The following is a 26277-nucleotide window of genomic DNA, read 5'->3' as shown; positions in this document are numbered from 1 at the left end:
CTCAAATAATTAGATTGCCATATAAAAACGACCTAAAAAGGTCGTGGCGATATTATGCTTGGTAATAGTTTAATACTTTTTGAACATAATTTTGTGTTTCTTTATATGGGGGGATTCCGCCATATTTTTTTACTGCTCCCGGTCCTGCGTTATAGGCAGCGAGTGCTACTTCGGTGTCCCCATTAAACTGATCGAGCATTTGGCGTAAGTACTTTGCACCGCCCATTACATTTTGCTCAGGGTCTAAAATATTCGCTACACCTAAGTATTTTGCTGTACCAGGCATCAATTGCATTAAACCTGATGCACCAGCTGAACTTACAGCTGATGGATTAAAATTAGATTCTTGTTTAATGACGGATGATATTAGTTTTTCTGGTACATTATAGTTTTTCGCTGCACGCTTTATAATGTCATCAAAATCGGAGGATTTCATCGTTTCTGAAGGTGCATAATTAGCAATAGCATTCATTAAACTTTCATTTTGAAATGCAAGGTTTGAAGGCTTAAAAACAGGGGAATTGCCATTATAATAGAAGGAGTTCCCGTTGCCCAAAGCCGTATTATTTTCATCGCTTTGTAGTACCTGTCCTAACATGTCAGAAAATAAGGAAGCAGGTGAAGTGTTTAGCGAACTTTGTACACTTCCGAGCGTCTGCATTGCATTTATTTCCATGAGTGTTTTAAGGGATTGAATATCCATTAGGTATCAACCTTTCAACGAATTGTTATATTTCATAAGGCGAGCAATTTTTTTATCAGTAGTTCGGAGGGGAATATGGTTTTCTTCTAATAATTGTAGAAAAACTTTCTGCCCATTTTCGACATCTCCACATTCATATTCTACCTCAAAATCTTCTATACGACTATAAAAGGAGTGATCCAAAAAAAGTGTCCCCTTTTTGTACGCGATTTTTGCTCGATCTGTTTGCATACGTCCGATACATGTTAATGGTCCTTTATCTTTTATTTGCTCCAAAAATGAGACAGCTGGGAAGCGTGATTCGTCAATAATAGCATCACGTTCATCATTTGATAGTACGACAGTTTTTTCTTCCATTACATGTTCCTGTACTGGTATTTTTAAAGTTAATTCATTGCGGTTAGGTAATACACGTAATCTAAATCCCATTTTGTTTTCTTTAAAATAGCTTTCTGGTGTATCAAAATAGTAATTTGTTTGTGTTTGGAAGTTGGTAGATGTTAAGCCTAAAAAGGAAACTAATCCTTGAAATTCTTCTTTTGTAAGTAGGTTCTTAAATTCGATTTCACGTTCAGAGTGCACAATTTCACTACCTTTCTTATTATTTCTATTATAGACGGTTTGCAAGGAGTTTCAATATGTTAAAATAGTGAAAGAATGGACAGAAAGGAAAGATTTATTTTGCCTATTACTTATAACGTGCACAGTGGCGTGCAACTAGAAAATGATATACGTTTTACATTAGAGGTAACACCGGACAAACCAAGTATAAATGCGGGAGGCCGAATGATTACCGATTCCGACTCGTTGTCATTTGTGTACCTATTAGAAGATGAAGATGGGTATCATTATGTAAAATTTGGACAAGCTGTATGGCCATTATTAGTTAATACATTAAAAGCGGAAGATGATCCGACATTACAGTTCGGAAATATTGAACTAACCTTAATAAATTTTAAGGAAGAACTGGAAATGCTGATTTTTAATATTGAAGGAAATGATAACTATGGTGTCGAATTTTCCAAAGCGGTAGAAGAAGCGTTTGAAGAAATATTAAAAGCATGAGTGAAATGTAGGTGAGTATATGGGTCAATGGGAACGTTTTTTAGAGCCTTACAAGCAAGCAGTTTCCGAGTTAAAAGTAAAGCTAAAAGGAATGCGCACACAATATGAAATTGAAAATACAAACTCGCCAATAGAATTTGTTACGGGACGTGTTAAGCCGCTTGCAAGTATTTATGACAAGTCACTTATTAAAGGTATCGCATTCGAACCTTCCGAGACGTTAGCAAAAGAAATACCTGATATTGCGGGCCTTCGTATGATGTGCCAGTTTGTCGATGATATCGAGCATGTGGTAGAACTACTACGTGCAAGAAAAGATATTAAAGTGGTAGAGGAACGAGATTATATTTCTCATAAAAAGCAAAGCGGATACAGGTCATATCATGTCATTATTGATTATCCGGTTCAAACAATTCATGGAGAAGTCCATATTTTAGCGGAGATACAAATCCGGACACTTGCCATGAATTTTTGGGCGTCAATTGAACATTCGCTAAATTATAAGTATAAAGGGATATTTCCAGAGGAGATAAAAAAACGTCTGCAGTATGCAGCGGAAGCAGCTTTTCGTTTAGATGAGGAAATGTCGTTAATACGCGGTGAAATACAAGATGCCCAAAAATATTTTAGTGAATATAAAGAGCTATCTACACCAAGAATTCATGAAGGCCAAAAAGAAGAAAGGGGACGTGCGTGATGAAATTTTTTATTCAATCACGAAATGATGACTTATCCAATCGCTTAATGGAAAAGGCTAAAAAGTATTTAGTTGATTTTGGATTAGTATTGGATGAGGAAAACCCTGATATTGTTTTATCGATAGGAGGAGATGGAACGTTATTACATGCTTTCCACAAATATAAGCATTTAACGCGTACTGTTGCTTTTGTTGGAATTCATACGGGGCATTTAGGTTTTTATGCAGACTGGAAACCAGTGGAAATCGAAAAGCTCGTCATTAGCATTGCCCAAAAAGAATTCGAAGTCATTGAATATCCTCTCCTAGAAGTTACGATTAACTATCGACATGAAGAAGATAGCTCCGTGTATCTTGCTGTTAATGAATCGACTGTAAAATCTCCGGATGTAACATTAGTGATGGATGTTGAGTTAAATGGCAAGCCCTTTGAACGATTTAGAGGAGACGGGCTATGTATGTCAACACCATCTGGCAGTACAGCCTATAACAAAGCGCTAGGTGGGGCGATCGTGCATCCTTCTTTAGAAGCAATGCAACTTGCAGAAATTGCATCTATTAATAATCGGGTTTTCCGGACAGTTGGATCTTCTCTTGTATTACCTAAACATCATACCTGTTTATTGAAGCCGGTAAAAGGCCCAGATTTTATGGTGACGATTGATCATTTACATTTACTACACAAAGATGTGCAGTCGATAAAATACCGGGTAGCGGACGAAAAAATTCGTTTTGCAAGGTTCAGATCTTTTCCGTTTTGGCAACGAGTTCACGATTCCTTCATTGATAGTGACCTGAAAAATGATTAATCAACGAATAACTTTATCTTTCGAAATAAAAGAAGCTCCAGTGATACTTCGAGATGCCATTAAACAGTATGGTATTTCGAAAAAAGCGTTGACTAGTATTAAATATGAAGGCGGCAAGATACTTGTTAACGGGGAAGAAAAAACGGTTAGGCATACTTTGGAAACCGGCGATATCGTGACAATCATATTTCCAGAGGAGAAGAAAAGCGAAGGCTTAATCTCGCAAAAAGGAGATTTCCCCATTCTATTTGAAGATGATCATATATTAATTTTTTCAAAAGAGGCGGGACGTCAGCACGATCCCTTCACGTGAACATCCACGCGGAACAGTTGCGAATTTCGTGGCAGGCTATTTTGCTGAAAGTGGCATCTCCTCTACTGTTCATATCGTGACCAGACTAGATAAAGATACTTCGGGAGTAATCTGTGTAGCAAAGCATCGCCATGCGCATCATTTATTGAGTGAGATGCAAAAAGCAGGCACCATTTCCAGAGACTATGAAGCAATTGTACATGGATTTATAAAAGAAGATGCCTTTACTATTGATGCTCCGATCGGGCGAAAAGATGGCAGTATTATTGAACGTTTCATATCGCCAGAAGGCAAATATGCTAAAACCTCTGTACAAGTTTTAAATCGGTTTCACTTGGAAGGTGAAGAACTTACACATGTTAGATTGCAGTTGCATACTGGTAGAACGCATCAAATTCGTGTACATATGATGTCAATCGGACATCCTTTAATAGGAGACGATTTATATGGTGGCAGCTTAAAGTTCATACAAAGACAAGCATTGCACGCTAGAGAGCTAAAATTAATCCACCCATTTTCAGGCGAATCATTAAAAATAACTTCCCCTTTTCCACAAGATATGGAGAATATTATACCTTTTAAAACCACTAAATAATCCTGTCTAACAGGGAATCTAGTGGTTTTCTCCATTTAGTGTGGGGATACTACGTAGTAGAGCCGCTAAATTGTATTGGCGGTTCTAGGAGGAGCGTTTCGGAATGATTTCCCGGGGAATAATACAAGTTGGAGCAACACCCTTTTTATGTGAAAGAGGTTGCTTATTCGTTTTTAAGCCCATACAATGAGAGAGGAACATTGGAAGGAGGGAAAAGTGTGAAAGAAGAAATGAATCAACTACAATTAGAAGAATCAAATTTAATTGAATTCTTAAGTAATGATTTAATGGATGCATTTAGAGAAGAATTTATGCAATTACATCCATACGATCAATCGCTATTTTTTGAAAAGGTGGATCCAGAAATACGAAAGAAAATCTTTCATTACCTATCTCCTCAAGAAATGGCCGAGCTATTTGAAGCGACAAAGTTTGAAGAAGAACAATATGACTTTTACTTAAAGGAAATGGATAAAACCTATGCAGCAGACATGCTTTCCTATATGTACGCTGATAATGCAGTTGACGTACTGAATGAGTTAGGAAAAGATCAAGTCGCTAGCTATTTAAGTATAATGGATGTAGAATCTGCACAAGAGATTAAAGACCTTCTCCATTATGAGGAATATACAGCAGGATCAATTATGACAACTGAATATGTTGCCATTCCAGAAACCTCCACATGTCGGTCTGCAATGACCATACTTAGAAACGAAGCACCCAAAGCTGAAACTATTTATTATATGTTTGTTGTAAGTGAGGATCATCAATTAACTGGGGTTATTTCCCTTCGTGATTTAATCATTGCAGATGAAGATACGCTTATTAAAGATATTATGAACGAACGCGTCGTTAGCGTTTTAGTTAGTGCTGATCAAGAAGAAGTAGCACATATGATTAAAGACTATGATTTCTTAGCAGTACCGGTAGTCGATTTTGAACAACATCTACTTGGGATCGTTACAGTCGATGATATTATCGACGTATTAGATGAAGAAGCATCGGATGATTACTCCAAACTTGCCGGTGTATCGGATATGGATACATTTGATAAAAATCCATTTCAAGCAGCAAAAAAAAGACTGCCATGGCTTATTATTTTGCTATTTTTAGGGATGATGACCGCAAGTCTGATGAGTGTGTTTACAGAAACGTTAGAAAAAGTTGCATTACTCGCAGTTTTTATCCCATTAATATCAGGTACCGCTGGAAATAGTGGTACTCAGGCTTTAGCTGTTGCTATTAGAGGGATTGCTACAGGTGATATCGAGAAGCAAAGTAAGCTGAAACTGCTTGCTAGAGAGGCTGGGACTGGTTTAACTACAGGAATATTATGTGGAATTATTGTAGTAGGTATTGTTTTCTTCTGGAAGCATGATCTATTAATTGGATTATTAGTCGGGGCAGCGATTTTTGTTTCTATTTTTGTAGCGACAATTTGTGGTTCGTTTATTCCTTTATTGATTCAGCGTATGAAAATAGATCCAGCTGTTGCATCGGGACCGTTTATTACTACGATCAATGACGTCATTAGTATATTAATTTATCTTGGCCTTGCGACGGTCTTTATTTCTTCATTACAGGTGTAGTTCACATTATTTTAGCTAAATGCATAAAGTAAAGGAAAAAGGATGTGGCTGTGAACATTTATAATGATCCTTTAATCTATATAAAAGGTCCGCCGGTTTTCCATCTTCCTCCTCGTGAAAAAGTAGATATACAAATGGAAGAGCAAGTGATAGAAAAAGTCCAAGAACAAGTACGAGTGCAAGATGAAAGCACTTCTATCTATGAATTACGTACGAGTATGACCGATAAGACAGTAGCCATTTTTGAAAAGCTGAAATTTTTAGCGAAGCCATTTCAGCGAAAAGTATATCGTCCATTAGTATTCCATTTTGAGGATGGTTCGCTGCTTCAAGGTGAAGTGGAAAAAGTAGAAGACGGGCGAGTAACTTTTTTTGTTGGAGCAGGAGAACTTATGACGTATCCAGTTGAACAAGTAGAAAGAATTATATGGCGTGGAGTAGAAATGAAATAAAAAGAGCAAACTATCCTTATAACAGGATAGTTTTTTGTATAAGAAAGATAATCAAACCAATTTTACATAGATATCTTAGTGAATCTGTGCGGTAACGAGATGACTGAAGAATGCGCTTTGATTTTCGCTGCAGTCGGGCGCTTACGTGGGGTGAGCGATGAGCCATCCCCACCGCTTTGATGTACGTTGGGAAAGCAACCAAATTGGCGAAGAGAGCAACCATTTCTTAAAATAACAAGTTTGCTAGGGGGAGACACCGATATTTACCGCACAGTTTCCCTAATATATGTATAAAATTCTACAACAAAACCGTTCGGGATTGGCCCGAACGGAATAGACACTACGAGATGAAACGATCAGTCACATACATTTAAAAATACATCTGCTACACATTCAATTGCACAGAAACAATTTAAATCTACTGTAATACAGCTACCTGTCAATCTAAAATTGCGTACTTTACAAAGTTTTCTTAAATTAATTTGAGTACCATACTCGTTCAATAAATCAACTTCATGTCTGTTCGCATCAAGTGGTTCAAGAACGCGTAATGTTGCACAACAACCGTCAAAGATATCTTCCACTCGGAAAAAGACAGAGATGCAATCATTATCGCAGTTATCTGTGTCACGGAAAAATGCTTTAAAAGGATCGCCATCTTTAGTTAACAACATGAAAACTCGTGTGTCCGCTCGATGACGAGCAGCAGGACTTACAAGACCTCCAAGTGGTTCTAAGAAACAGTTTGTAGGACATTGCGGACAATCATCATTTGTTGCTTGATCTTGAATGTCTTTAATAGCACGAACAACATCACAAACGCATCCTCTGTCATGTCTCGTAACATCAGTTACGTCTTCATTTCTTCCACAACCCATTTTGTTTCACCTCCTTTGTTATCTCTTTCTAACTTATGTAAGCTCCCTACTTCGAATAGGGCAAATATCTCTAGTGTCTTTCGTATATTTCATTTTTGCTAGGTCATACTAATTTAAAAGGAGCAAAAAGCCGATGATAAAGATAAAATATACACTTTTGCTTTTACTTTTCTTAACTGCTTGTTCGAATGAGACGAACCAAGTGATGTATCCGGAAAATGATTTACCAGAGTTAGAACAAGTATTGAACAGTAAAGAAGCAGTTTATGGATATCGAAGTGTGATGAACAAAGATGATGTACTTGTTTCAATCGATATACGGAGGATGCATCAATTTAGTGAAAACAAAATAGCAAAAAACATTGAGAAGGAATTAGAAGAAAAATTTCCGGATAAAGAATTTCTTGTATCAAATGACTTGAAATTAAAATGGGAAATAGAAAAAATAATGAAGCAAAATTTAAAAAATGACGAACTAACTAAATCAGTCGACGAAATAAAATCTTTATTAAAGGAAGAGACATAATGGACCAAAAACAATTCGATAAAATAGTCGAAAGACAGACCCCTAAACCCGTAATGTTTTTTAGTATACTAAAAGCATTTTTAATAGGAGGAGCTATTTGTACGATAGGGCAGCTAATTACTTTTTTTTATATACGATTTTTCCCTTTCACAGAAAGAACGGCTGCAAATCCTACAGTAGCTACAATGATCTTCATTGTAATGATTTTAACGGGAACCGGATTATACAAAAAGATTTCTCAAGTTGGAGGAGCTGGCTCGGCTGTGCCGGTAACAGGTTTTGGAAACGCCGTCGTTTCAGCTGCAATTGAACATAAATCAGAAGGCTATGTATTAGGTGTTGGAGGGAACATTTTTAAGTTAGCCGGCTCCGTTATCGTCTTCGGAGTATTCTCAGCTTTCTGTGTGGCACTTATTAAAACAATTTTAGTGAAAATGGGAGTGGTCTCATGGTGAATACATTTGGGACAATTCAATTTAAAGAAAAACCTAGCATAGCAAGCACTGGTGTGGTTGTTGGACCAATGGAAAAAGATAGTCCTTTTGCTGCTTCATTTGATGAAATTCTTCCATTAGAGAATGAAAAAGATGAATCGTATGAGCAAGCCAATACACGTTTTATCGAAAAAGCCTGCTCGGTGACTGTTCAAAAGGGCCGTGAGCAAATGGAAAATATCGATATGTTTATTGGTGGCGATTTGATCAATCAATTGTCTCCTACCAATTTTGCTGCAAGGAAATTAGCTATTCCTTTTCTAGGTGTTTTTTCCGCTTGTGCAAGCTCCATGGAATCAGTGATCCTTGGTAGCCTTTTAATAGAATCAGGAAATGCAAAGTCCATTTTAGCAGGGGCATCTAGTCATCATCCGGCAGTGGAAAGGCAGTTTAGATATCCATTAGAATACGGAGCGCAAAAACCTGGAACAGCTCAATGGACGGTAACTGGTGCTGGTTTTGCACTTCTTCAAAATCATGCAAAAAATGCGCCGATTATTACACATGCCACGATTGGAAGAGTGGTCGATGGAGGTCAACAAAACCCACTACATATGGGAGCAGCGATGGCACCTGCAGCTAGAGATACCATTGAAAGGCATTTAAAAAATACTAATAGTAAAATATCTGATTATGACGTTATTATGACAGGTGATTTAGGAAAAATAGGATTGTCTATCTTAAAGGAAATGTTTCAAGATGAAGATAGTGGAGTGATTCTACAAGATGCAGGAGCACAATTCTATGGAGACGATTCTTTTTTCAATGCAGGAGCTAGTGGGGCAGGTTGTTCAGCTGCCGTTTTTTTTAGTCATATATACAAACAATTAAAAAATGGTGTTTATAAACGTGTATTGCTCGTTGCAACAGGAGCGCTATTATCACCTTTAACATTTCAACAAGGTGAAACCATTCCTTGTATTGCGCATGCCATTGAATGCCGTATGGAAAAGAGGGGATAAAATGATTTCTTCATTAATTACTTCATTTATTGTTGGTGGCCTTTTTTGTGTTGTAGGTCAAATTTTAATGGACGGTTTAAAACTTACGCCTGCTCATACTTTAAGTACGCTAGTAGTAGTGGGATCTATTTTAGACGGTATTGGTTTATATGAACCATTAATTGATTTTGCAGGAGCAGGTGCAACCATTCCTATTAGCTCGTTTGGGAATTCATTAACACATGGTGCCCTAATCGAAGCAGAAAAGCATGGACTGATAGGTGTAATAACAGGAATGTTCGAGGTCACAAGCTCTGGAATTAGCGCTGCCATCATATTCGGTGTAATCGGTGCATTTCTTTTTCAAAATCGGAATACGACCTACTAGTTAAAACGCCCTTTTTCTAAGTCACCTCTTTGCATATAGTAAGTTGAAGAGGAGAGGAGGGAAAGGATATGTACGACTACTGTGGTGGAGGATATCCCGGCTATGGCGGAGGCTATGGTTACGGTGGAAATCGTAGCTCAACATTCGTTTTAATCGTTGTTTTATTCATCTTATTAATAATTGTAGGAGCAAGTTTTCTCCCTTAATCCAAAACAATCATAATGTGAGGGGGAAAAGAAGTGCAAAATCCATTATTTAAAGCAATTGAAAACAAAACTGGAGTATCTATGGAAGACCTTTTTACGCTTGCCAATGCCATCTCATATGCAGATTTTACGGATGAAAAACAAGTACGTAAAATTGTACGCAAAGTTGGCAAGCTAGCGAATAAACCAGTTTCTCAACAAATGGAAGATGAATTGACGAAGTCCATTTTACAAAGTGGAAGCTCGTTAAGCTTAAAAGATATAGAAAAGCTTTTATAGATAACAACTGAAAATTGAATTCTCTTTCGACAAAAAAGTGAACACTAAAAGCCTCAGGAAGATGACTTATATTTTATCCGATAAACTGGATAAAATATAAGTTCAAATTTTCTGAGGCTAAGTGGTTTAAAGCATATTATTTTCGGGTAAGGAATAAATATAAATAGATGGAGGTGGAAAAGATGGGCTATATTATTCCAAATCAACCGATACAGTCTCAGATTTATGCTAACCGAATGCTAATGGATAATTATAATTTTGCGTACATTAATAATGTGGACGGCGTTAGGATGAAGACAAGTTTTGAGGAACATTTACATAAGCAGGAGCAAGAACTAGCAGAAAACGAAGAAAAACAATTAAAGGAACCAAAAGAACCAACTGATCTACCATTATATAAAAGCTTTATCCAACCAAACCCTATCAATTTATCACCAATTATCGCGGAAATTAGCGGTAAAGGAAATACTATAAATCGTTATATATGATGAAAATGCCAATATGTATGTTGGCATTTTTTTATTTATGTCCAATTCGTTCATTCAAAAATAAAAAAGAAAAAACTTAGGAAGGCTTGAACTATAATTCAAAACTAGGCATTTGACTACTTCGCACAATCCCAGGATACATATAGATATTAGGATACTAAAAAAGGAGGTTAGAAAATTTATGAATAAGAAGATGTTACTTTCACTTATCGATAAAGAAGTAAAAGTAGATAGAGGTGGGCCAGAGTCCCGTGTAGGTAAGCTTCTTGCCGTACAAGATGATCACTTTACATTACTTGGTGCCGAAGACGGAATCATTTATTATAATACACAACATATTAAAAGCTTAACGATTAATACAAAAAATCAATCGCAACTCGGACTTGATATTCCAAAAGGTTTTGATTATATAAAAGCGGATGATTTTAAAGGTGTTTTGGGAAAATTAGCACTACGGTGGGTAAAAATTAACCGTGGCGGACCAGAAACACTGGAAGGTGTAATGGACTTTGTAGATGACGATTATATTACAATTGTATCGAACGAAGAAATAGTACGGATTTCTTTGTTCCATATTCGAAACATTAGCTATGGGGTAAAACTTGAGGTACCAAAAGCTGCTAATGCAAATGTATCAGTAAACAATCAAGCAAAAGAAAAAAATAGTAAAAATGATTCCAAAAAAGATAGTGAATAAATAGCTGATACATTCGTCGCTCCTGTAACTCAGAAGCGACGAATATTCTATGAAGGAGGCGTTCTCAAATTGCGAGAGAAAAATATGAAAACAGTATTAAGCTCCCTTATGAGTATGAAAATTGGTTTATATCTAGAGAACAGCCTATTTATAGAAGGTATTTTATTAGATGTAAAACAAGATCATATTGCTGTTAATATAGATGGAAAAGTATGCTACTTCACACTAGAACATATTCAAGCTATATCGAATAATGCGAAAGACTTCCATGTTTTACCTAAAAATGCTATAAATTATCTAAACAGTTCTGATTTAATAGGTGTTTTAAAGCAATTAAAATACAATTGGGTAACTATTAATAGTTTAGGTAATCAAGAACTATTCGGGGTACTAAGTAATATTTTTGAAGACTTTATTATTGTAATTAATCATCAGGAGCTGCACTATATAGCTAAATCACATATAGCAAATATTCATAAAGGAATCTTCGAGAAGGAGAAAAACATAGCAAGAAGTACAGAAAAGTTAAATATAGAAAAAGTAGCGACAAACATGGAGATAAGTAAGAATACGGAGAAAACTACAGAAATCAGTAAAGAAAACACGATACAAGAGGTTGTTTCTAGTTTAATAGATGAAATAAACGAACTAAATGATTCAAAAGAAGAAAAAGAGAAAAATTCGGCCAAGGAACAAAATATATCAGTTCTTAAAAATAAAACAGATATCAATCTAATTAAACACCTTTTGGAACTTCTTAATTCAATAGCCCAATCTCTTGACATGGTTAACACTAAATATGAATACAATTTACTGCAAATGGATCAGGAGAATTTACTTAGTACAAATAACGAATACGAACATCATACACAAACAAATAGTGAAGATGCTATTCAGGAAACAACTGTTCAAAAGATTGAACACATTCACGCTTCACTCGAAGAAAAAATAGAAGTGCGTACACATTTGGATGAAGTAGTGGATTCAACTACTACTGAAATAAAAGTAGAGACAAACATCCAAACAGAACCTCCAATAACAAAAAACGAAAGAAGAATACTTCTAACACCTTGGAGTAAAATGAATTACGATCAAAATACAATTGCTATCGCTCCAAATAAAACTAAAAAAAGTTCAAAAAATGTAAAAACCCCAAAAGAGAATACCCAGCTGTTGTTGGAGGAAGAGCAAAATTTACTTGCAACAAATGTAGCACCTAAAACAGAAGAAGTAAATGTAACAATGGAATCGCAAGAACCTACTGAACTAGTTGCCACACACACAACTGTCACAGTAATAGACCCCCGGGAGAGAAAAGCAATGCTAGAGAAGCAATACTATGCACTGATGCGACATGCAGAACAAAGTTCTACCAATTTGGAGCACCCTTTGGCAATAAATGATTCCCACCATCCGTCCCCTTTAGAAAATAAGGCAAACAACGTTCTAGAGAGTGATGAATTTAATAAAATTCGTATACAAGAACTTAAAAAAGGCGAAAAAGCGATGTTAGAGAAACAATTCAATTCTTTAATGAGGCATGCAGCGAAGATGTATCGTCAATTGCGTGACTATTAAAATGAAAATAGCTTATTTCATTATCAATATTGATAAAAATTAAAAGGAGATGTGCCCTTGAATAAAACTATTCAAAGTCTTATCAAGGAAATCGTTAAAGTAGAAGTTTCAGGAAAAAAACTGATTAGTGGAACGATTATTGATTTGGGTAGTGATTTGCTAGTACTGTTTAACGGTAAAAATTTTATGTACATCCCTTTGGAGCATATTCAAAAACTGGAAATGGATCAAAACAATGAAGAAGAGATTCAGGGCCCTACGGAAGACCCGAGTATTAAAGCTACTGAAGAACAGCAAGATTTGACGTTTAAAGAAACGCTGGAAATTTCCATAGGTAGGAATGTGGAGATCTATGTGACAGACAACCAACCTCTGCATGGTCAAATAACAAATGTTCAAGATGATTATTTCGTATTTTATTCCCCTATCTATAAAACGATGTATATTCCAATAGCTCATCTTAAATGGCTAATTCCATTTGCTCAAAATGAAAGCCTTTATGGATTAAATGAAAAAAATAGAATAGTGCGATCTAATAGTGGAGTGTATGCGCATACTTTTAAAAAGCAAATTGAAAAGTTTATCAATAGAATCGTTGTATTAAATATTGGCGGTGTAAAAAGTCATAATGGTAAAATAATTAGTATCGATGAACAAATAATAGAAGTTCAAAAAGTTAGGACAAATGCTATATACCTAAATACTAATCATATAAAAACCCTCCACTTAGTGTAACAAAAAGTAAAAATAGCAACTGCAAGAAGTATGAAAAGTGCATGCTTCTTGCAGTTGCTATTTATGTTCTTTCAACAATGGCCAGGCATTCTTTTCAGTAATCCTGTGGAAGTGTACGTCGCTCTCCAGTGCCAAAGCTTTTGGGAACGAAATTCCTGGTAAGATAAAAGTAGCCATAGATAGAATTGTGACTGCGCAGTCCCTCTCAATATTATTTTCACCTTTTATATCATACAAGTGGAAAATAGGATCCTTGCACATTCATCAAATTTTAATGGTAGAAATTGGTCGATAAACAGCCGTGTACTTTCAAGAAATTCCAATGCCTTATGGACATACATCTCAAGTCAATCAGCTTAAAATGAATATACATACATGGAATGGACAAACAAAAAAGGAGAGGAAATGGTACATGTATGAGTTTACAGATAGGAATCGCCAGTTTGGTATTCCTAGCGACTATGCTAGTCATTTTTTGGAGACCTAAAGGACTAAATGAGGCATGGCCAGCATCAATTGGTGCAGCGATTGTTTTACTTGCGGGCATTGTATCAAAGGCTGATATTATGGATATCATTAGTAAAATTGGTGGTGCTTCCATAACAATTATCGCAACGATAGTAATGGCTGTCATATTAGAGAGTTTCGGATTTTTCAACTGGGCAGCTGCAAGGCTTGCCAATTTAGCGAAAGGTTCTGGTTACCGACTATATTGGTATATTCAATTGCTATGTTTTTTGATGACCTTATTATTTAATAATGACGGAAGTATTTTAATAACAACCCCGATTCTGATCTTGCTGCTCCATAATCTCCGACTAAAGCGCCATCAGCAACTTCCGTATTTATTAAGTGGAGCACTTATTGCTACAGCTTCAAGTGCTCCTATTGGTGTAAGTAATATTGTTAACTTGATCGCTTTAAATATTGTTGAAATGTCTCTATGGATGCATACGGCAATGATGTTTGTTCCTGCTACATTAGGTTTGCTGTTTATGTCATTCTTGATGTATCTCGTGGTTAAGAAAAAGTTACCCAAGACATTGCCAGATGCATCAATAGATATTGAGGAGTCATTTTTTACGGAAAACTTCCATCCTCTTCAAAAGAAAAATTCTGTAGAATCCAAAAAGAAACGAACAAAATTTATGTTGAAAATACTACTATTTGTTTTTATACTACGTTGCTTACTTTTTGTAGCATCTTATATTAACATACCTATTGAATTTGTAGCAGTAATTGGATCCTTAGTCCTGCTTTTGTGGAGATGGTATCAGTTAGGCACAAATCCACTGGATATTTTGAAGAAAACACCATGGCACATACTTATATTTGCGTTCTCTATGTACGTAATTATTTATGCATTAAATAACGTGGGGTTAACCCACTTGCTTGTACAATGGTTTGAACCTATTGTTAACCAAGGTTTGTTCCAAGCAAGTTTTATGATGGGGGGCCTTGTATCCGTACTCTCCAACTTGTTCAATAACCATCCGGCTTTAATGGTTGGAACAATTACTTTAACGGAGATGGGATTAGATCCAATCACATTAAAAACAATTTATCTTGCCAACATTATTGGGAGTGATATGGGGTCATTATTACTACCTATTGGTACACTTGCTTCACTTATTTGGATGCATATTCTAAGAAAAAATAAGATTAAAGTCACCTGGAAAGACTATTTAAGTGTAACGCTTATTGTTGTCCCAATTACCACAATTGTAACATTGGCAATGTTGTTTTTTTGGGTACAGATTATTTTTGCCAATTAAGCTACAATTTTCAGCAAATAGATTCTCTAAAGAGGCTGATCAAGTGATTGCTATGATTTTTAAAGGAGATAGAGCGATTATCGGGAGAGTTCGATTTACTGTACACAAGAATTGGTTTTTGCAAAGTTCGATTTATTCATAGTTTAAAGCAACAAGTCTGTAGTGCTGCGAAATAATTTGTCAAACTGACTGAGCAAGATTTCAAAACTCTCATTCAAAATAAATTGAAAAACTACTCCATCTAGATAGTGATAGAGTAGTTTTTTGTATAAAAAATTTTTAACATCCTTAAAGAGGGGAATGTCAAAACATTATTCAATCACATCAAACCATAACTTAGACATATCCGCTGGATCTCCGGAGTAGTTTATTGTTAATTCCTCGCCTTCTTTAATATCTTCTAAGGCGTGAAAATCTATAGTTAAGTTTTCTTTATTATTTTTAAATCTTATATTTGGAGTGTAAGAATGATTAAATAATGCCCCATATCCTAATGCGATGGCTGTATCTTTTTTTCCCCAGTGAAAGCAGTAATAATAAAGGACTGTCTTTTTTAAATATTTCCATTCTTCTTTTGGTGATACTATAACAGGAGATGCTTCTATCAGCTCATCCTTTTTAATAGCACGTGTAGCAAATATCCCTCGCCCATACTTTGCAGTATCTTTTATACAAATCGGTAGCAATGCTTAACTCCTTTCTTAATCTAATTTGCTAAGATTTTCTCTTAAATAATTACTACGATCACGTATAAATTGAAAAATTATTTCTGGTTCTTCATCAAACTGTTCTATTTTATTTTTTTTATAGGGGTCTAGAATAATGTGGGGGCGTACATATTCATGCAGTGATAATACTTTATCTTCCATATATTCCACAGTAAACTTTGTATCAAGAATTTCTTTTAATACTTTTTTATATCGTTTGCGGAATTCTGGTAACTGCATAAGAAGCGAACAAAGATAATTTCCCTTTTTTCCTTCGATAGGGACGTAAGTATGCTCCATCAGTCCGCCACTTACTTTTCGCCCCCATGTTGCATCGTAATCCCAAGGAAGCACTTCAAATAAACAAGTGTCACTATTACGATAAAGAGCATAGTTATGTGTAAAACCATCATTATTCATTGTACAAATTGCTCCAACTAACCAGAGTATGAATTGCTCCATATTCATGTGTTGGGAGATTTCACCGAGGAATTTAGGTTTGGAGGTAGTATTTATCCTTGAAATTAACTCTGTAAGAAATTCATCATCGGAAGGGTTACCATATGCTTGGATATAGCCCGACAATATTGACTCTTTGGGTTGATCGTCTCTTGTGAAGCAAAAATTCGCATCATTGTTTACGGCATAGTAAATCGGACCTGTTGATAGACCTCTCTTCTTCAGAAACATATCGTCTACGGACTCTAATTGTAAATATACACCTTTAAATGAACCATTCCTGTAAAGATTAATATGCTGGCTATCTGGTGCTAATACTCCAAGATCTTGAAAAAAGTCCAATGAAAGTTTATTGCGAATAAGGGAAGGATCTCTATACTCCGCATTAAGGTGAATTTTACGTACACCCGCAAACTCTTCGGGATCATCGAAACCAATTAAATAAGATCTTTTTCGGAATTTTCTTGTATAAGAGCCACGATAAGCAATACTAATATCATAAATAGTATTTTCTATTTTCAATTTGGTGGAAATAGATTTATCATTCGTTAAGTTTTTTCTTAATCGGTTCAAGTCATCTTCCTCAATCATTAAATGATAAGAAGGAATGAGATTTGACATATATTCACCTCCTTTTAATTAATGATGGATTGTGCAGTTATTAATGTGCTGGCAACTAACATAGCTATTGTGCAGACAAGATGAACAATAGCTATGTTAGTTGTCAGATTTTCAATATTTGGCTGGCTTAAAAGCCTTCCTTAATCGATCATATTGATTATTTTATTGATCAAATATTGATTAAAGGAAAGCTTTTAATTTTTTTAAGTAAATATATTAAGAAGAAGTGCTTCCTGATGATGTACTTCCTGAGGAAGATGATCTTCCCTTTCTTCCTGAATGGCTACTTGAAGACGAGCTTCCAGTGGAAGAACTTGTAGAAGTAGAACCACTTGAAGAAGTGCTTCCTGAAGAAGATGTACTTCTTCCTTTCCTTCTTGAAGAACTACTTGAAGACGAGCTTCCGGTCGAAGAACGTGTGGAAGTAGAACCACTTGAAGAAGTGCTTCCTGAAGAAGATGTACTTCTTCCTTTTCTTCCTGAAGAGCTACTTGAAGACGAGCTACGAGTCGAAGAACTTGAAGTAGTAGAACTATTTGAAGAAGTACTTCCTGAAGATGAACTACCTGAGGATGAACTACTGCTATTCCCTTTTTTTCCTGGCATAACGGGCACCTCCTTAATAACAGATTAGTTTTATAATACGCAATTCATTTATTATTAAGTGGACAATTGACTCATATAGCATAGTGTATATCGAAGTTATTTTAGGTAAAACATCCTCACTTCAAAATCTATCCGGGAAAGTAGGGAGTTACTCCAATTAAAAGAAAGCATGCCACCTAAAAATACGGTGGCATATTTTCTTTCCAAGGATCCGTTAGCAACATTCTGCATGTTGGCAATTGCATTGGTCGTTGCTGATACTCTACACATTTTAATAACGGTAATCATGAAATTGATTTAAATACTTGTTCTTTTTAATATTAAACTATAAAAGTGGAATGCATCCTTCGTGCATTCCACTTTTATTAGCTACAACTATAAACTTTTATCCATCGCACGATGCGGAATTCCTGCTTCTAAAAATTCAGGAGAAGTAATCGTGTATTGTCTTTTTTCATAAAATGGAATAGCATAGCTTTGGGCATTTAACTTCAGCTTTTGAAAACCATTCGAAAAAGCATAATCTTCCATACATTGCATCATTAAATTGCCAAAGTTTTTGCCTCTATATTCAGGTAAAATACAAACACGTTCTACTTTACCGATAGATGGTTCAGTCGAGCGAATACGACCTGCGCCAAAAGGTGTTTCTCCATCATACGCAACAAAATGAACTGCATCCGCATCATATTCATCTAATTCCAGATGAAGTGGCACATCTTGTTCTTCTACAAAGACTTTTCGTCGAACGAGGATTGCATCTTGATATTCTTTTTCCGTTTCTACTTTCTTCGCAATAACCAATACTTATTCAGCTCCAGACAATCTAAATGTTTCATAAACGGTCCAAGAACCATCTTCAAGTTGATACAATAAATGAATGCGATCGATTTGTTCTTCGAATTCGGCCCCAATCATTTTTAACTGAGGATAAATATCATCGTGTTCACTAGCATTCATTTTTTGTGCAATTGTAATATGTGGCACAAATGCATAGGTTTCATCGTCATTAAATCCAATTGCATTTAAGCTTTTGTGTAAGGAGATTAAATCCTCTGTTGGTTCAACCTTAAAGTAGATAGCATTTGTAACAGGGGCAAACGAGCTTACTTTAGACGTTTTTAGCGTAAACGGTTTATGATCTTTTGCAACATGTGCTACATTTTCTGCAATTTTCTTGATTTCGTTTTCGTTTGCTTCGAATACTCCTTTAATCGTCATATGCGGTGTGATTAATGCATAATGGGGATCATAACGCTTTCTATAGGAGTTAGCAAAGTCCTGTACTTTTTTAGATGGGAAAGCAACAATACCGTATTTCATTTTTCATTACCTCCTCGAAGTTTTAATATTCCACTTAATCAGTATAACAAAAAATTATTTATAAGCCGAAATTGTTTTTTAGTGATCTTTTCATATCTGGCTGCCAAAGCTTCCAAGTATGGTCTCCATCTAATTCGTCATAAAACGTGGAAAATCCTTTTTTTATTATTAAATTATGCAAATTTCGATTGGAGGTGACGAAATCGGTTAATAAGCCGTCTCCTGTTTTAACTGCTGTCTCGCCTTTTCCGAAGACATGATAAAGAGAGAAGGCATGAACAACTTTATGACTTTCCACTTGAGATAATACATACTCATTTACTAGCGGTGAGTGTAGTATAACCTTACCGAATGTATTCGGATATTGAAGCGCTGTGAGTAAAGATACAGTAGCAGCAAGAGAATCGCCAATTAATGCACGTCCCATTCCAATTTGATAAGTAGGGTAGTTTGCATCTATGTATGGGATAAGTTCCTGTGCTAAAAATCGAATATATGCTTGATGCTTTTCACCATCCGGATGATATTTTTCTCTACGATCTTTTACACTTTTGTAGGGAACACCAACAATGATTAAGTTTTCGATTTCTTTTTTTTCATATAATTCATCTGCTACTCGTGTAATACGCCCTAACTGAAAATAATCTTTTCCATCGTTTGCGATAAGAATAGAATATTTATATAGTGGGGAATAATTGGGTGGTAAGTAAATAAGTAATTGCATATCTTCTTGCAATGCATTACTAAAAAGCGTTAAGTCCTGTACAACTCCTCTGTTCATATAGAACCTCCTACAAGTAATCATGTTGTATAGAAATTGTAACATATACATGAACAGAGGTATAATAAACATCCATCACATGAAACATTGTGTTTAGTAAAACCAAGTGCTTGCATACTAAAAATGAATTAAAGCATCGAAAAAATTACTAAAGGGGGCAGTTTAATTGGATAGACAGACGTCAAGAGTACATTCACGAGTAGTGGAAAAAGCTGCAAATGATGCATTGCTACGAAGAGGGGTAACAATTGAGGAAATCGCTAAAATTGTTTACGAAATGCAAACACCGTATAATAAAGGGTTAACGATCGATCACTGTGTGGAATCGGTGAAAAGTGTTTTGAAAAAAAGAGAAATGCAGCACGCTATTTTAGTAGGTGTCGAATTAGATGAGCTTGCAGAGAAGAAGATGCTATCTGCACCTTTACAACAAATTGTAGAAGCAGATGAAGGGTTATTTGGTGTAGATGAAACAATTGCCCTAGGAGCAGTGTTTACTTACGGTAGTATTGCTGTGACTACATTTGGTCATTTAGATAAAAATAAAATTGGAATTATATCCAAGCTTGACACGAAAATAGGGATCGGAGTGCATACTTTTTTAGATGATTTAGTATGTAGTATAGCTGCAAGTGCTGCTTCTCGTTTAGCACATCGCACAAGAGATCTAGAAGAAGCAAATGAAACATTTGAAGATATCAAGCCAGAAGAAACTGCACCTGAATCGAAAATAAAAGATGTTAGAACTTAATAATTGAAAAACACCCAAGCGGCTTTATAAACAGCTTGGGTGTTATTTTTCAGCCCGATTTATGGATTATATTGAATAAATGAGAGAACACTTGCAATATTGATAAGCCAGTTACTAGTTACTCACCAGATTTTTTAAAGCCAGCTTTCACTGCATCCTGTTCAGAACAAAACCATTCTTCCGGTTTAGTTTCCTCATAATGCTTACCGCTCGGGATATGGTAAATTTTCTTGCCCTGCCGATTTATATTTCCTTTTATAAGGCATTTTCCATTTGTTTCAGAAGGGACCTTTTGGTTATTATTTAGGACAGCAGTGTTAAATCCTCGATCCGTTACGTAGCCCGGCGTTTGCCAAACACCAAGTTTTTCATTTTTTCCTCTTTCTTCTGCTTTTTCAAAAACATCTATGTATTTTGTGTTTGGAGGAAAGACATATGCTACGCGTGCTAACCCTTCTTCTAGAAGTGTTTCTTGGACACTGACACCATCCACATAAATATAAGCAAGCATTCGATTGTAATCATCCAATCGATCCCCAGCATCAAATTCAATTGTAACCTCTCCACTATCGAGCAATTGTTTGTTGCGGGACTTCGCTTCTTCTCCGTATGGTTGTTTTCCAAGTGTTTGATGATGTAATTCAGGTGTGTCAATTAGTAAGTATCTTATTATCTCTACTTTTCCGTTATACATTACTTTAATTGTATCCCCGTCTATAACATCTATTACCTCAACGGGAGATGCTTGCTTAGTTTCTGTGCTTTCATCGGAAGAGATAACTTCACAACCGAATAGCATACAAAAAATTATAAGTAAAATTATCTTTTTCATTCAATCACCATAAATAAGTTTAGCATAAATAAATGAAGAGAAAAATAATGCAAAAATCAGCTTTTCTTTTACTGAAGAAAAAGCTGATTTTTTAAGTAGAAAGTTTATTCAATTATTACTCTCCGTTTCGACTAGGTCTTCCTTAAAATATAAGAATGCTTCCTCGTCTAATTCTGATAACCGTTCTTTGTTAAGACCTAACTCAAATGCACCTGTAAAAATAGGTTCCCACCAAGTATCTGTTTCTGTCATGTTCATTTCCTCCTTTAGTGTTCTGTTATCCATTTGATAAGTATATACCCTAACCAGTTTCACAAATAAACTAAAGATCTGAAAGATGAATCAAATATCATGCACCAAAAAGTAAGACTTATAGACTAACGGAGTGGGATGGATAAAAAAATATATCTCTCTACATTTAGAAGTATTCCACATTATGTGTTTCTCATGTATGACACAAAAAAAGAAGTTTTTAATGCATAAATAAATGGAGATTTAATATCCTTTCCCAATTTAGTAACAAGTAGTATGATTCTTTTAAAGGAAGTTATACTTTTAGGAGATGTTTGCATGTATTTTGACTTTCAGCAATTAGATAAAATGATGAAGGAACACCAAGATTTTTTTGATACCGGCATAACCAAAACAACTAAATTTCGAATAGATCAATTAACGATATTAAAAAAGACGATTAAAAAATATGAAAAAGATGTCATACAGGCACTTTATCAAGATCTTAGAAAAAGTGAGTTTGAAGCCTATACAACAGAAATTGGTTTAGTGTATGACAATATTGCATTTATGATAAAACATTTAGAAGAATGGATGGAGCCAAAACAAGTAAAAACACCGCTTGCATTAATGCCTTCTAAAAGTTTTATGGTACATGATCCATATGGAACGGTTTTAATTATTGCGCCGTTTAACTATCCTTTCCAATTAGTAATGGAGCCATTACTTGGGGCAATAGCTGGAGGAAACTGTGCAGTGATAAAGCCTTCTGAAGCAACGCCGCATACAACAAAAATCATACAAAAAATAATTGGGGAAGCTTATGATCCGACCTATATTCGAGTAGTGGAAGGTGAGAAAGAAGAAACTTCTCTACTAATCCATGCTCCATTTGATTTTATATTTTTTACTGGAAGTGTGAAGGTAGGAAAATTAGTCATGAAAGCAGCTGCTGAAAGACTCACTCCAGTTGCCCTTGAGCTAGGTGGAAAAAGCCCAGCAATTGTTGATCATACAGCTAATTTAGAACTAGCAGCGAAGCGAATTGTTTGGGGAAAATTCGTAAATGCAGGACAAACTTGTATTGCTCCTGATTATGTAGTCGTAGAAGAAACAGTGAAAGAAAAATTTATCGTGCTTTTAAAAAAAGCTATTGTTCAGTTTTACGGAAAGTCCATCCAAGATAGCCCGGACCTTGGTAGAATTGTGAATACAAATCATTTTAACCGTTTACAAGCCGTTATAGAAAATGAGAAAGAACAAATTATTTTCGGTGGAAGTACAGATTGTACGGATTTATATATAGAACCCACTTTACTTTCAGGAGTAGATTTCACAAGTCCCTCAATGGAAGATGAGTTATTTGGTCCAATATTACCCATCATAGGTTATAACGATCTGCCAGCAATTATTCGTCAAATTCGTAAATTGCCAAAACCACTTGCTGCATATATGTTTAGTGAGCATGAACGGGCACAACAATACTTTTTGGAGGAACTTCCATTTGGCGGTGGCTGTATAAATGATACGATTTCGCATGCAGGAAGTGCATACTTACCGTTCGGAGGTGTAGCTAATTCTGGGGTTGGAGCGTATCACGGCGAGGCGAGTTTCACTTTATTTACACACCAAAAATCCATTATTAAAAAAAGTACAAAGCTACCCGTAAATGTAGTGTTCCCACCTTATAAAAACAAAGTGAAACTGGTGCGTACTCTTTTGAAATAATAAGAGAAACATCAGAGCGAAAGTTCACTTTTACGATAGAAAAGATTTTTGTTACTATAGAAAGAAGACTAGGAGGGAATAGGAAATGTCGTTTACCTTTAACAAAGAAGAAACTGTTACATTATTAAAACAATTAGTGGAAATACCAAGTCCGTCCGGATATACACAAGAAATTATGGAGTTTATGGAGAATATATTAAAAGACCTTCAAGTTGTTTATATTCGAACAAATAAAGGAGCGTTAATCGCTACTATTAAAGGAGAAGATGATTCAAAACATCGTCTCTTGACAGCTCATACCGATACATTAGGTGCAATGGTGAAGGAAGTAAAATCAAGCGGAAGATTAAAACTAACAATGGTTGGCGGTTTTAATTGGAATGCTGTCGAAGGTGAATATTGCACGATTCATACAGCAAGTGGTAAAAAAATTCGTGGAACGATTCTCATGCATCAAACAACCGTCCATGTATATAAAAACGCAAGTGCTCTACCAAGAGATGAACAAAATATTGAAGTGCGAATCGATGAAAAAGTAACAAATGCAGAAGAAACAAGAGCACTTGGCATTGAAGTAGGAGATTTTGTATCATTCGATCCACGCTTCGAGGAGACAGACACAGGTTTTATTAAATCTCGTCATTTAGATGATAAGGCAAGTACAGCACTATTATTACAGCTAATTAAAACATTAAAAGAGAGTAATGTAGCATTACCGCATACAACGCATTTTTATATATCCAACAATGAGGAAATAGGGTATGGTGGAAACTCAAATATTCCTGCCCAAACAGTAGAATATATTGCAGTAGATATGGGGGCAATCGGAGATGGTCAAACATCTGACGAATATACTGTATCTATATGTGCGAAGGACTCTTCAGGTCCGTACCATTACGAATTGACGCGACAATTGGTGAGTATGGCACAGCAAGAAAATATTGATTACAAACTAGATATCTATCCTTATTATGGTTCAGATGCGTCAGCTGCAATTCGTGCAGGTTTTGATGTGAAGCATGCGCTATTTGGGCCGGGAATTGAAGCTTCCCATGCATACGAGCGTACACATATAGATTCACTAAAGAATACAGCAGAGCTTCTATTCGCTTATGTGAACTCAAAAATTTGTAAGAATCGGCGAAAACCGATTCTTTATCTTGTTTTTTTTGCCTTAAATCCATATGATAAATAAGTGAATAAGAAGGAGATATAACAGAATGGACATAAAAACACAAGATGAAATATTAAAGAGAAGAACCTTTGCAATCATTTCTCACCCGGATGCTGGTAAAACAACTATTACGGAAAAGCTTTTATACTTTGGTGGAGCAATTCGTGATGCAGGAACAGTAAAAGGGAAGAAGTCAGGGAAATTTGCAACATCAGACTGGATGGAAATTGAGAAACAACGTGGTATTTCCGTTACATCATCCGTTATGCAATTCGACTTTAATGATTGCCGGATTAATATATTAGATACACCTGGTCACCAAGATTTCAGTGAAGATACGTATCGTACTTTAATGGCTGTCGATAGTGCAGTAATGATTGTGGATGCTGCAAAAGGGATTGAAGCACAAACATTAAAATTATTTAAAGTTTGTCGTATGCGTGGAATTCCGATTTTCACATTCATTAACAAGCTTGACCGCCAAGGGAAAGAGCCACTAGAGCTAATGGAAGAGTTGGAAGAAGTACTAGGGATTCAGTCTTACGCGATGAACTGGCCAATCGGTATGGGTAAAGAGTTTTTAGGAATCTATGATCGCTATAATAACCGAATTGAACAATTCCGTACGGAAGAAGAGGAACGATTCCTGCCTTTAGATGAAGAAGGTGAGCTAGCGGTCGATCATTCCATGAAACAAACTTCCTATTATACGCAAGCAATGGAAGACATTATGCTTTTAAATGAGGCAGGAAATGATTTTGATAAAGAAAAAGTACTTGCAGGAGATTTAACGCCAGTATTTTTCGGCAGTGCTTTAACCAATTTCGGGGTCCAAACATTTTTAGAAACATACTTACAATTCGCACCGACACCTCAACCTCGTCACACGAACAATGAGGAAGAGGTGAATCCTTTAAATGAAGAATTCTCTGGTTTCATTTTCAAAATTCAAGCAAATATGAACCCGGCTCACCGAGATCGTATTGCATTCGTTCGAATTGTTTCAGGGAAGTTTGAAAGAGGTATGACAATTACACTTGCTCGAACAGGAAAAACATTTAAAGTAACGCAATCTACGCAGTTTTTAGCGGATGACCGTGAAACAGTAGAAACGGCTGTAGCGGGAGATATTATCGGCCTTTATGATGTTGGTAACTATCAAATCGGAGATACAGTAGTTGGCGGGAAGAAGGCATTTCAATATGAAGCGCTACCTCAATTTACACCAGAGTTATTCGTTAAAGTTACCGCGAAAAACGTATTGAAATCTAAGCACTTCCATAAAGGTATTTTACAATTAGTACAAGAAGGTGCGATTCAATATTACAAAACACTGCACACGGAAGAAGTTATTTTAGGAGCAGTTGGACAGCTTCAATTTGAAGTATTTGAGCATCGTATGAAAAACGAATACAATGTAGAAGTTCGCATGGAACCAATTGGATCGAAAGTAGCTCGTTGGATTGAAAACGAAGAAGATGTAAAAGAATCAATGACTGGTCCACGAAGCATGCTTGTAAAAGATCGCTACGACAACTATGTATTCCTATTTGAAAATGAGTTTGCAACACGCTGGTTCCAAGATAAATATGAGCATATTAAATTGTATAATCTACTTTAAGCAAGAAGACCGCCTTTTTAAATGGTGGTCTTTTCTTTTGGAGAATTGTTAGAGAGATTGTTCAATCTTAAGATAGAAATCTTGAATCGGAAGGTATATATTTAAAATCGCAAAGTAGACTCCAGAAATCGTATGATAGCCCTCAAGAATCGCAAGATAGCCATCTCATATCGCAAGATCCACCTTTCACACAGCATTCCTCATTATTTTTCTCCATATTAAATTTGAACTCTTT

At 35.7% G+C, this 26277-nt stretch carries 33 protein-coding genes; 23 read left to right on the top strand and 10 right to left on the bottom strand.

Annotated elements, in window-relative coordinates; genetic code table 11:
• Positions 1–52: 52 nt before the first annotated feature.
• Together OR571_RS21855 and OR571_RS21850 are read right to left on the bottom strand one after the other, a co-directional pair.
• The gene (locus tag OR571_RS21855; protein WP_282246015.1) at positions 53–703 is read right to left on the bottom strand and encodes a lytic transglycosylase domain-containing protein; all 651 of its coding nucleotides are present in this window, start codon (positions 701–703) and stop codon (positions 53–55) included.
• A gap of 6 nt (positions 704–709) precedes the next feature.
• Complete coding sequence (locus tag OR571_RS21850) at positions 710–1285, bottom strand: CYTH domain-containing protein (protein ID WP_282246013.1); 576 nt, start codon at positions 1283–1285, stop codon at positions 710–712.
• A gap of 99 nt (positions 1286–1384) precedes the next feature.
• On the opposite strand from OR571_RS21850, the gene OR571_RS21845 reads away from it, so the two are divergent.
• From OR571_RS21845 to OR571_RS21820, 7 genes are all read left to right on the top strand, one after another.
• Positions 1385–1768, top strand: a complete 384-nt coding sequence (locus OR571_RS21845; protein ID WP_282246011.1) for a UPF0738 family protein — start codon at positions 1385–1387, stop codon at positions 1766–1768.
• A 19-nt stretch (positions 1769–1787) separates the two neighbouring features.
• Complete coding sequence (yjbM, locus tag OR571_RS21840) at positions 1788–2465, top strand: GTP diphosphokinase (RefSeq protein ID WP_282246009.1); 678 nt, start codon at positions 1788–1790, stop codon at positions 2463–2465.
• The gene (locus tag OR571_RS21835) at positions 2465–3274 is read left to right on the top strand and encodes an NAD kinase (RefSeq protein WP_282246007.1); all 810 of its coding nucleotides are present in this window, start codon (positions 2465–2467) and stop codon (positions 3272–3274) included. Before yjbM ends, OR571_RS21835 begins: the two co-directional genes overlap by 1 nt.
• Positions 3275–3314: 40 nt before the next feature.
• Positions 3315–3587, top strand: a complete 273-nt coding sequence (locus OR571_RS22875) for an RluA family pseudouridine synthase (protein ID WP_348775078.1) — start codon at positions 3315–3317, stop codon at positions 3585–3587.
• Positions 3588–3615: 28 nt separating this feature from the next.
• The gene (locus tag OR571_RS22870) at positions 3616–4182 is read left to right on the top strand and encodes an RluA family pseudouridine synthase (protein ID WP_348775077.1); all 567 of its coding nucleotides are present in this window, start codon (positions 3616–3618) and stop codon (positions 4180–4182) included.
• Between the two features lie 230 nt (positions 4183–4412).
• The gene (mgtE, locus tag OR571_RS21825) at positions 4413–5771 is read left to right on the top strand and encodes a magnesium transporter (protein ID WP_481900427.1); all 1359 of its coding nucleotides are present in this window, start codon (positions 4413–4415) and stop codon (positions 5769–5771) included.
• A gap of 50 nt (positions 5772–5821) precedes the next feature.
• Positions 5822–6223: a hypothetical protein gene (locus tag OR571_RS21820; RefSeq protein ID WP_282246003.1), complete on the top strand. Its 402-nt coding sequence runs from the start codon at positions 5822–5824 to the stop codon at positions 6221–6223.
• 356 nt (positions 6224–6579) lie between these two features.
• On the opposite strand, the gene OR571_RS21815 is transcribed toward OR571_RS21820, so the two are convergent.
• The gene (locus OR571_RS21815) at positions 6580–7101 is read right to left on the bottom strand and encodes a CotY/CotZ family spore coat protein (protein WP_282246001.1); all 522 of its coding nucleotides are present in this window, start codon (positions 7099–7101) and stop codon (positions 6580–6582) included.
• A gap of 133 nt (positions 7102–7234) precedes the next feature.
• Here OR571_RS21815 and OR571_RS21810 point away from each other — a divergent pair, with 133 nt between their 5' ends.
• The 11 genes from OR571_RS21810 (at position 7235) to OR571_RS21760 (ending at position 15208) form a co-directional block, all read left to right on the top strand.
• Positions 7235–7627 carry a hypothetical protein gene (locus tag OR571_RS21810; protein WP_282245999.1) on the top strand — a complete coding sequence of 131 codons (393 nt, stop codon included), beginning with the start codon at positions 7235–7237 and terminating at the stop codon, positions 7625–7627.
• Positions 7627–8082 carry a stage V sporulation protein AC gene (gene spoVAC, locus OR571_RS21805; RefSeq protein ID WP_282245998.1) on the top strand — a complete coding sequence of 152 codons (456 nt, stop codon included), beginning with the start codon at positions 7627–7629 and terminating at the stop codon, positions 8080–8082. Before OR571_RS21810 ends, spoVAC begins: the two co-directional genes overlap by 1 nt.
• The gene (gene spoVAD / locus OR571_RS21800; protein ID WP_282245995.1) at positions 8076–9083 is read left to right on the top strand and encodes a stage V sporulation protein AD; all 1008 of its coding nucleotides are present in this window, start codon (positions 8076–8078) and stop codon (positions 9081–9083) included. The genes spoVAC and spoVAD overlap by 7 nt, the downstream gene beginning before the upstream one ends.
• Before the next feature lies 1 nt (position 9084).
• Positions 9085–9450, top strand: a complete 366-nt coding sequence (gene spoVAE / locus OR571_RS21795) for a stage V sporulation protein AE (protein ID WP_142537533.1) — start codon at positions 9085–9087, stop codon at positions 9448–9450.
• 68 nt (positions 9451–9518) lie between these two features.
• Positions 9519–9656, top strand: a complete 138-nt coding sequence (locus tag OR571_RS21790) for a YjcZ family sporulation protein (RefSeq protein ID WP_142537534.1) — start codon at positions 9519–9521, stop codon at positions 9654–9656.
• 33 nt (positions 9657–9689) lie between these two features.
• Positions 9690–9935: a stage VI sporulation protein F gene (locus OR571_RS21785; protein WP_142537535.1), complete on the top strand. Its 246-nt coding sequence runs from the start codon at positions 9690–9692 to the stop codon at positions 9933–9935.
• Positions 9936–10117: 182 nt separating this feature from the next.
• On the top strand, positions 10118–10423 hold the full coding sequence (locus tag OR571_RS21780) for a hypothetical protein (protein WP_282245991.1): 306 nt from the start codon (positions 10118–10120) through the stop codon (positions 10421–10423).
• A 181-nt stretch (positions 10424–10604) separates the two neighbouring features.
• On the top strand, positions 10605–11120 hold the full coding sequence (locus OR571_RS21775; protein WP_282245989.1) for a hypothetical protein: 516 nt from the start codon (positions 10605–10607) through the stop codon (positions 11118–11120).
• A gap of 114 nt (positions 11121–11234) precedes the next feature.
• Positions 11235–12698, top strand: a complete 1464-nt coding sequence (locus tag OR571_RS21770; RefSeq protein WP_282245987.1) for a hypothetical protein — start codon at positions 11235–11237, stop codon at positions 12696–12698.
• 57 nt (positions 12699–12755) lie between these two features.
• A complete protein-coding gene (locus tag OR571_RS21765; protein WP_282245985.1) occupies positions 12756–13433 on the top strand; it encodes a DUF2642 domain-containing protein in 678 nt (225 codons plus the stop codon).
• A 416-nt stretch (positions 13434–13849) separates the two neighbouring features.
• The gene (locus tag OR571_RS21760) at positions 13850–15208 is read left to right on the top strand and encodes an arsenic transporter (protein ID WP_282245984.1); all 1359 of its coding nucleotides are present in this window, start codon (positions 13850–13852) and stop codon (positions 15206–15208) included.
• Positions 15209–15519: 311 nt separating this feature from the next.
• On the opposite strand, the gene OR571_RS21755 is transcribed toward OR571_RS21760, so the two are convergent.
• Positions 15520–15894, bottom strand: a complete 375-nt coding sequence (locus tag OR571_RS21755; protein WP_282245982.1) for an SET domain-containing protein — start codon at positions 15892–15894, stop codon at positions 15520–15522.
• Positions 15895–15909: 15 nt separating this feature from the next.
• Entirely contained in the window at positions 15910–16995 is a 1086-nt protein-coding gene (locus OR571_RS21750; RefSeq protein ID WP_282245980.1) for a CotH kinase family protein, read from the bottom strand.
• Positions 16996–17221: 226 nt separating this feature from the next.
• Between OR571_RS21750 and OR571_RS21745 the strand changes: the two genes are divergently transcribed.
• On the top strand, positions 17222–17629 hold the full coding sequence (locus OR571_RS21745) for a hypothetical protein (protein ID WP_282245978.1): 408 nt from the start codon (positions 17222–17224) through the stop codon (positions 17627–17629).
• Between the two features lie 347 nt (positions 17630–17976).
• Here the strand turns inward: OR571_RS21745 and OR571_RS21740 are convergent, their stop codons facing one another.
• The 3 genes from OR571_RS21740 to OR571_RS21730 are packed head-to-tail and all read right to left on the bottom strand — an operon-like array spanning position 17977 to position 19705.
• Positions 17977–18405, bottom strand: a complete 429-nt coding sequence (locus tag OR571_RS21740) for a GNAT family N-acetyltransferase (protein ID WP_282245976.1) — start codon at positions 18403–18405, stop codon at positions 17977–17979.
• Between the two features lie 3 nt (positions 18406–18408).
• Positions 18409–18924 carry a YjcG family protein gene (locus OR571_RS21735; protein WP_282245974.1) on the bottom strand — a complete coding sequence of 172 codons (516 nt, stop codon included), beginning with the start codon at positions 18922–18924 and terminating at the stop codon, positions 18409–18411.
• A 58-nt stretch (positions 18925–18982) separates the two neighbouring features.
• Positions 18983–19705 (bottom strand): alpha/beta hydrolase, encoded by a 723-nt coding sequence (locus OR571_RS21730; RefSeq protein ID WP_282245972.1) that lies wholly within the window; start codon positions 19703–19705, stop codon positions 18983–18985.
• Positions 19706–19871: 166 nt separating this feature from the next.
• Here OR571_RS21730 and OR571_RS21725 point away from each other — a divergent pair, with 166 nt between their 5' ends.
• Positions 19872–20456: a phosphatidylglycerophosphatase A family protein gene (locus OR571_RS21725; protein WP_142537541.1), complete on the top strand. Its 585-nt coding sequence runs from the start codon at positions 19872–19874 to the stop codon at positions 20454–20456.
• A gap of 118 nt (positions 20457–20574) precedes the next feature.
• On the opposite strand, the gene OR571_RS21720 is transcribed toward OR571_RS21725, so the two are convergent.
• On the bottom strand, positions 20575–21255 hold the full coding sequence (locus OR571_RS21720; protein WP_282245970.1) for a thermonuclease family protein: 681 nt from the start codon (positions 21253–21255) through the stop codon (positions 20575–20577).
• Positions 21256–21396: 141 nt separating this feature from the next.
• On the bottom strand, positions 21397–21540 hold the full coding sequence (locus tag OR571_RS21715) for a hypothetical protein (protein WP_282245969.1): 144 nt from the start codon (positions 21538–21540) through the stop codon (positions 21397–21399).
• A gap of 318 nt (positions 21541–21858) precedes the next feature.
• Here OR571_RS21715 and OR571_RS21710 point away from each other — a divergent pair, with 318 nt between their 5' ends.
• The 3 genes from OR571_RS21710 (at position 21859) to OR571_RS21700 (ending at position 26042) form a co-directional block, all read left to right on the top strand.
• The gene (locus OR571_RS21710) at positions 21859–23247 is read left to right on the top strand and encodes an aldehyde dehydrogenase (RefSeq protein ID WP_282245968.1); all 1389 of its coding nucleotides are present in this window, start codon (positions 21859–21861) and stop codon (positions 23245–23247) included.
• A gap of 85 nt (positions 23248–23332) precedes the next feature.
• Complete coding sequence (locus OR571_RS21705; RefSeq protein WP_282245967.1) at positions 23333–24442, top strand: M42 family metallopeptidase; 1110 nt, start codon at positions 23333–23335, stop codon at positions 24440–24442.
• 25 nt (positions 24443–24467) lie between these two features.
• On the top strand, positions 24468–26042 hold the full coding sequence (locus tag OR571_RS21700; protein ID WP_282245966.1) for a peptide chain release factor 3: 1575 nt from the start codon (positions 24468–24470) through the stop codon (positions 26040–26042).
• The last annotated feature ends 235 nt before the right edge of the window (positions 26043–26277 follow it).

The organism is Psychrobacillus sp. NEAU-3TGS (assembly GCF_029955155.1).
In the GTDB taxonomy this organism is placed as follows: domain Bacteria; phylum Bacillota; class Bacilli; order Bacillales_A; family Planococcaceae; genus Psychrobacillus.
This window is presented reverse-complemented; position numbering and strand designations above follow the sequence as displayed.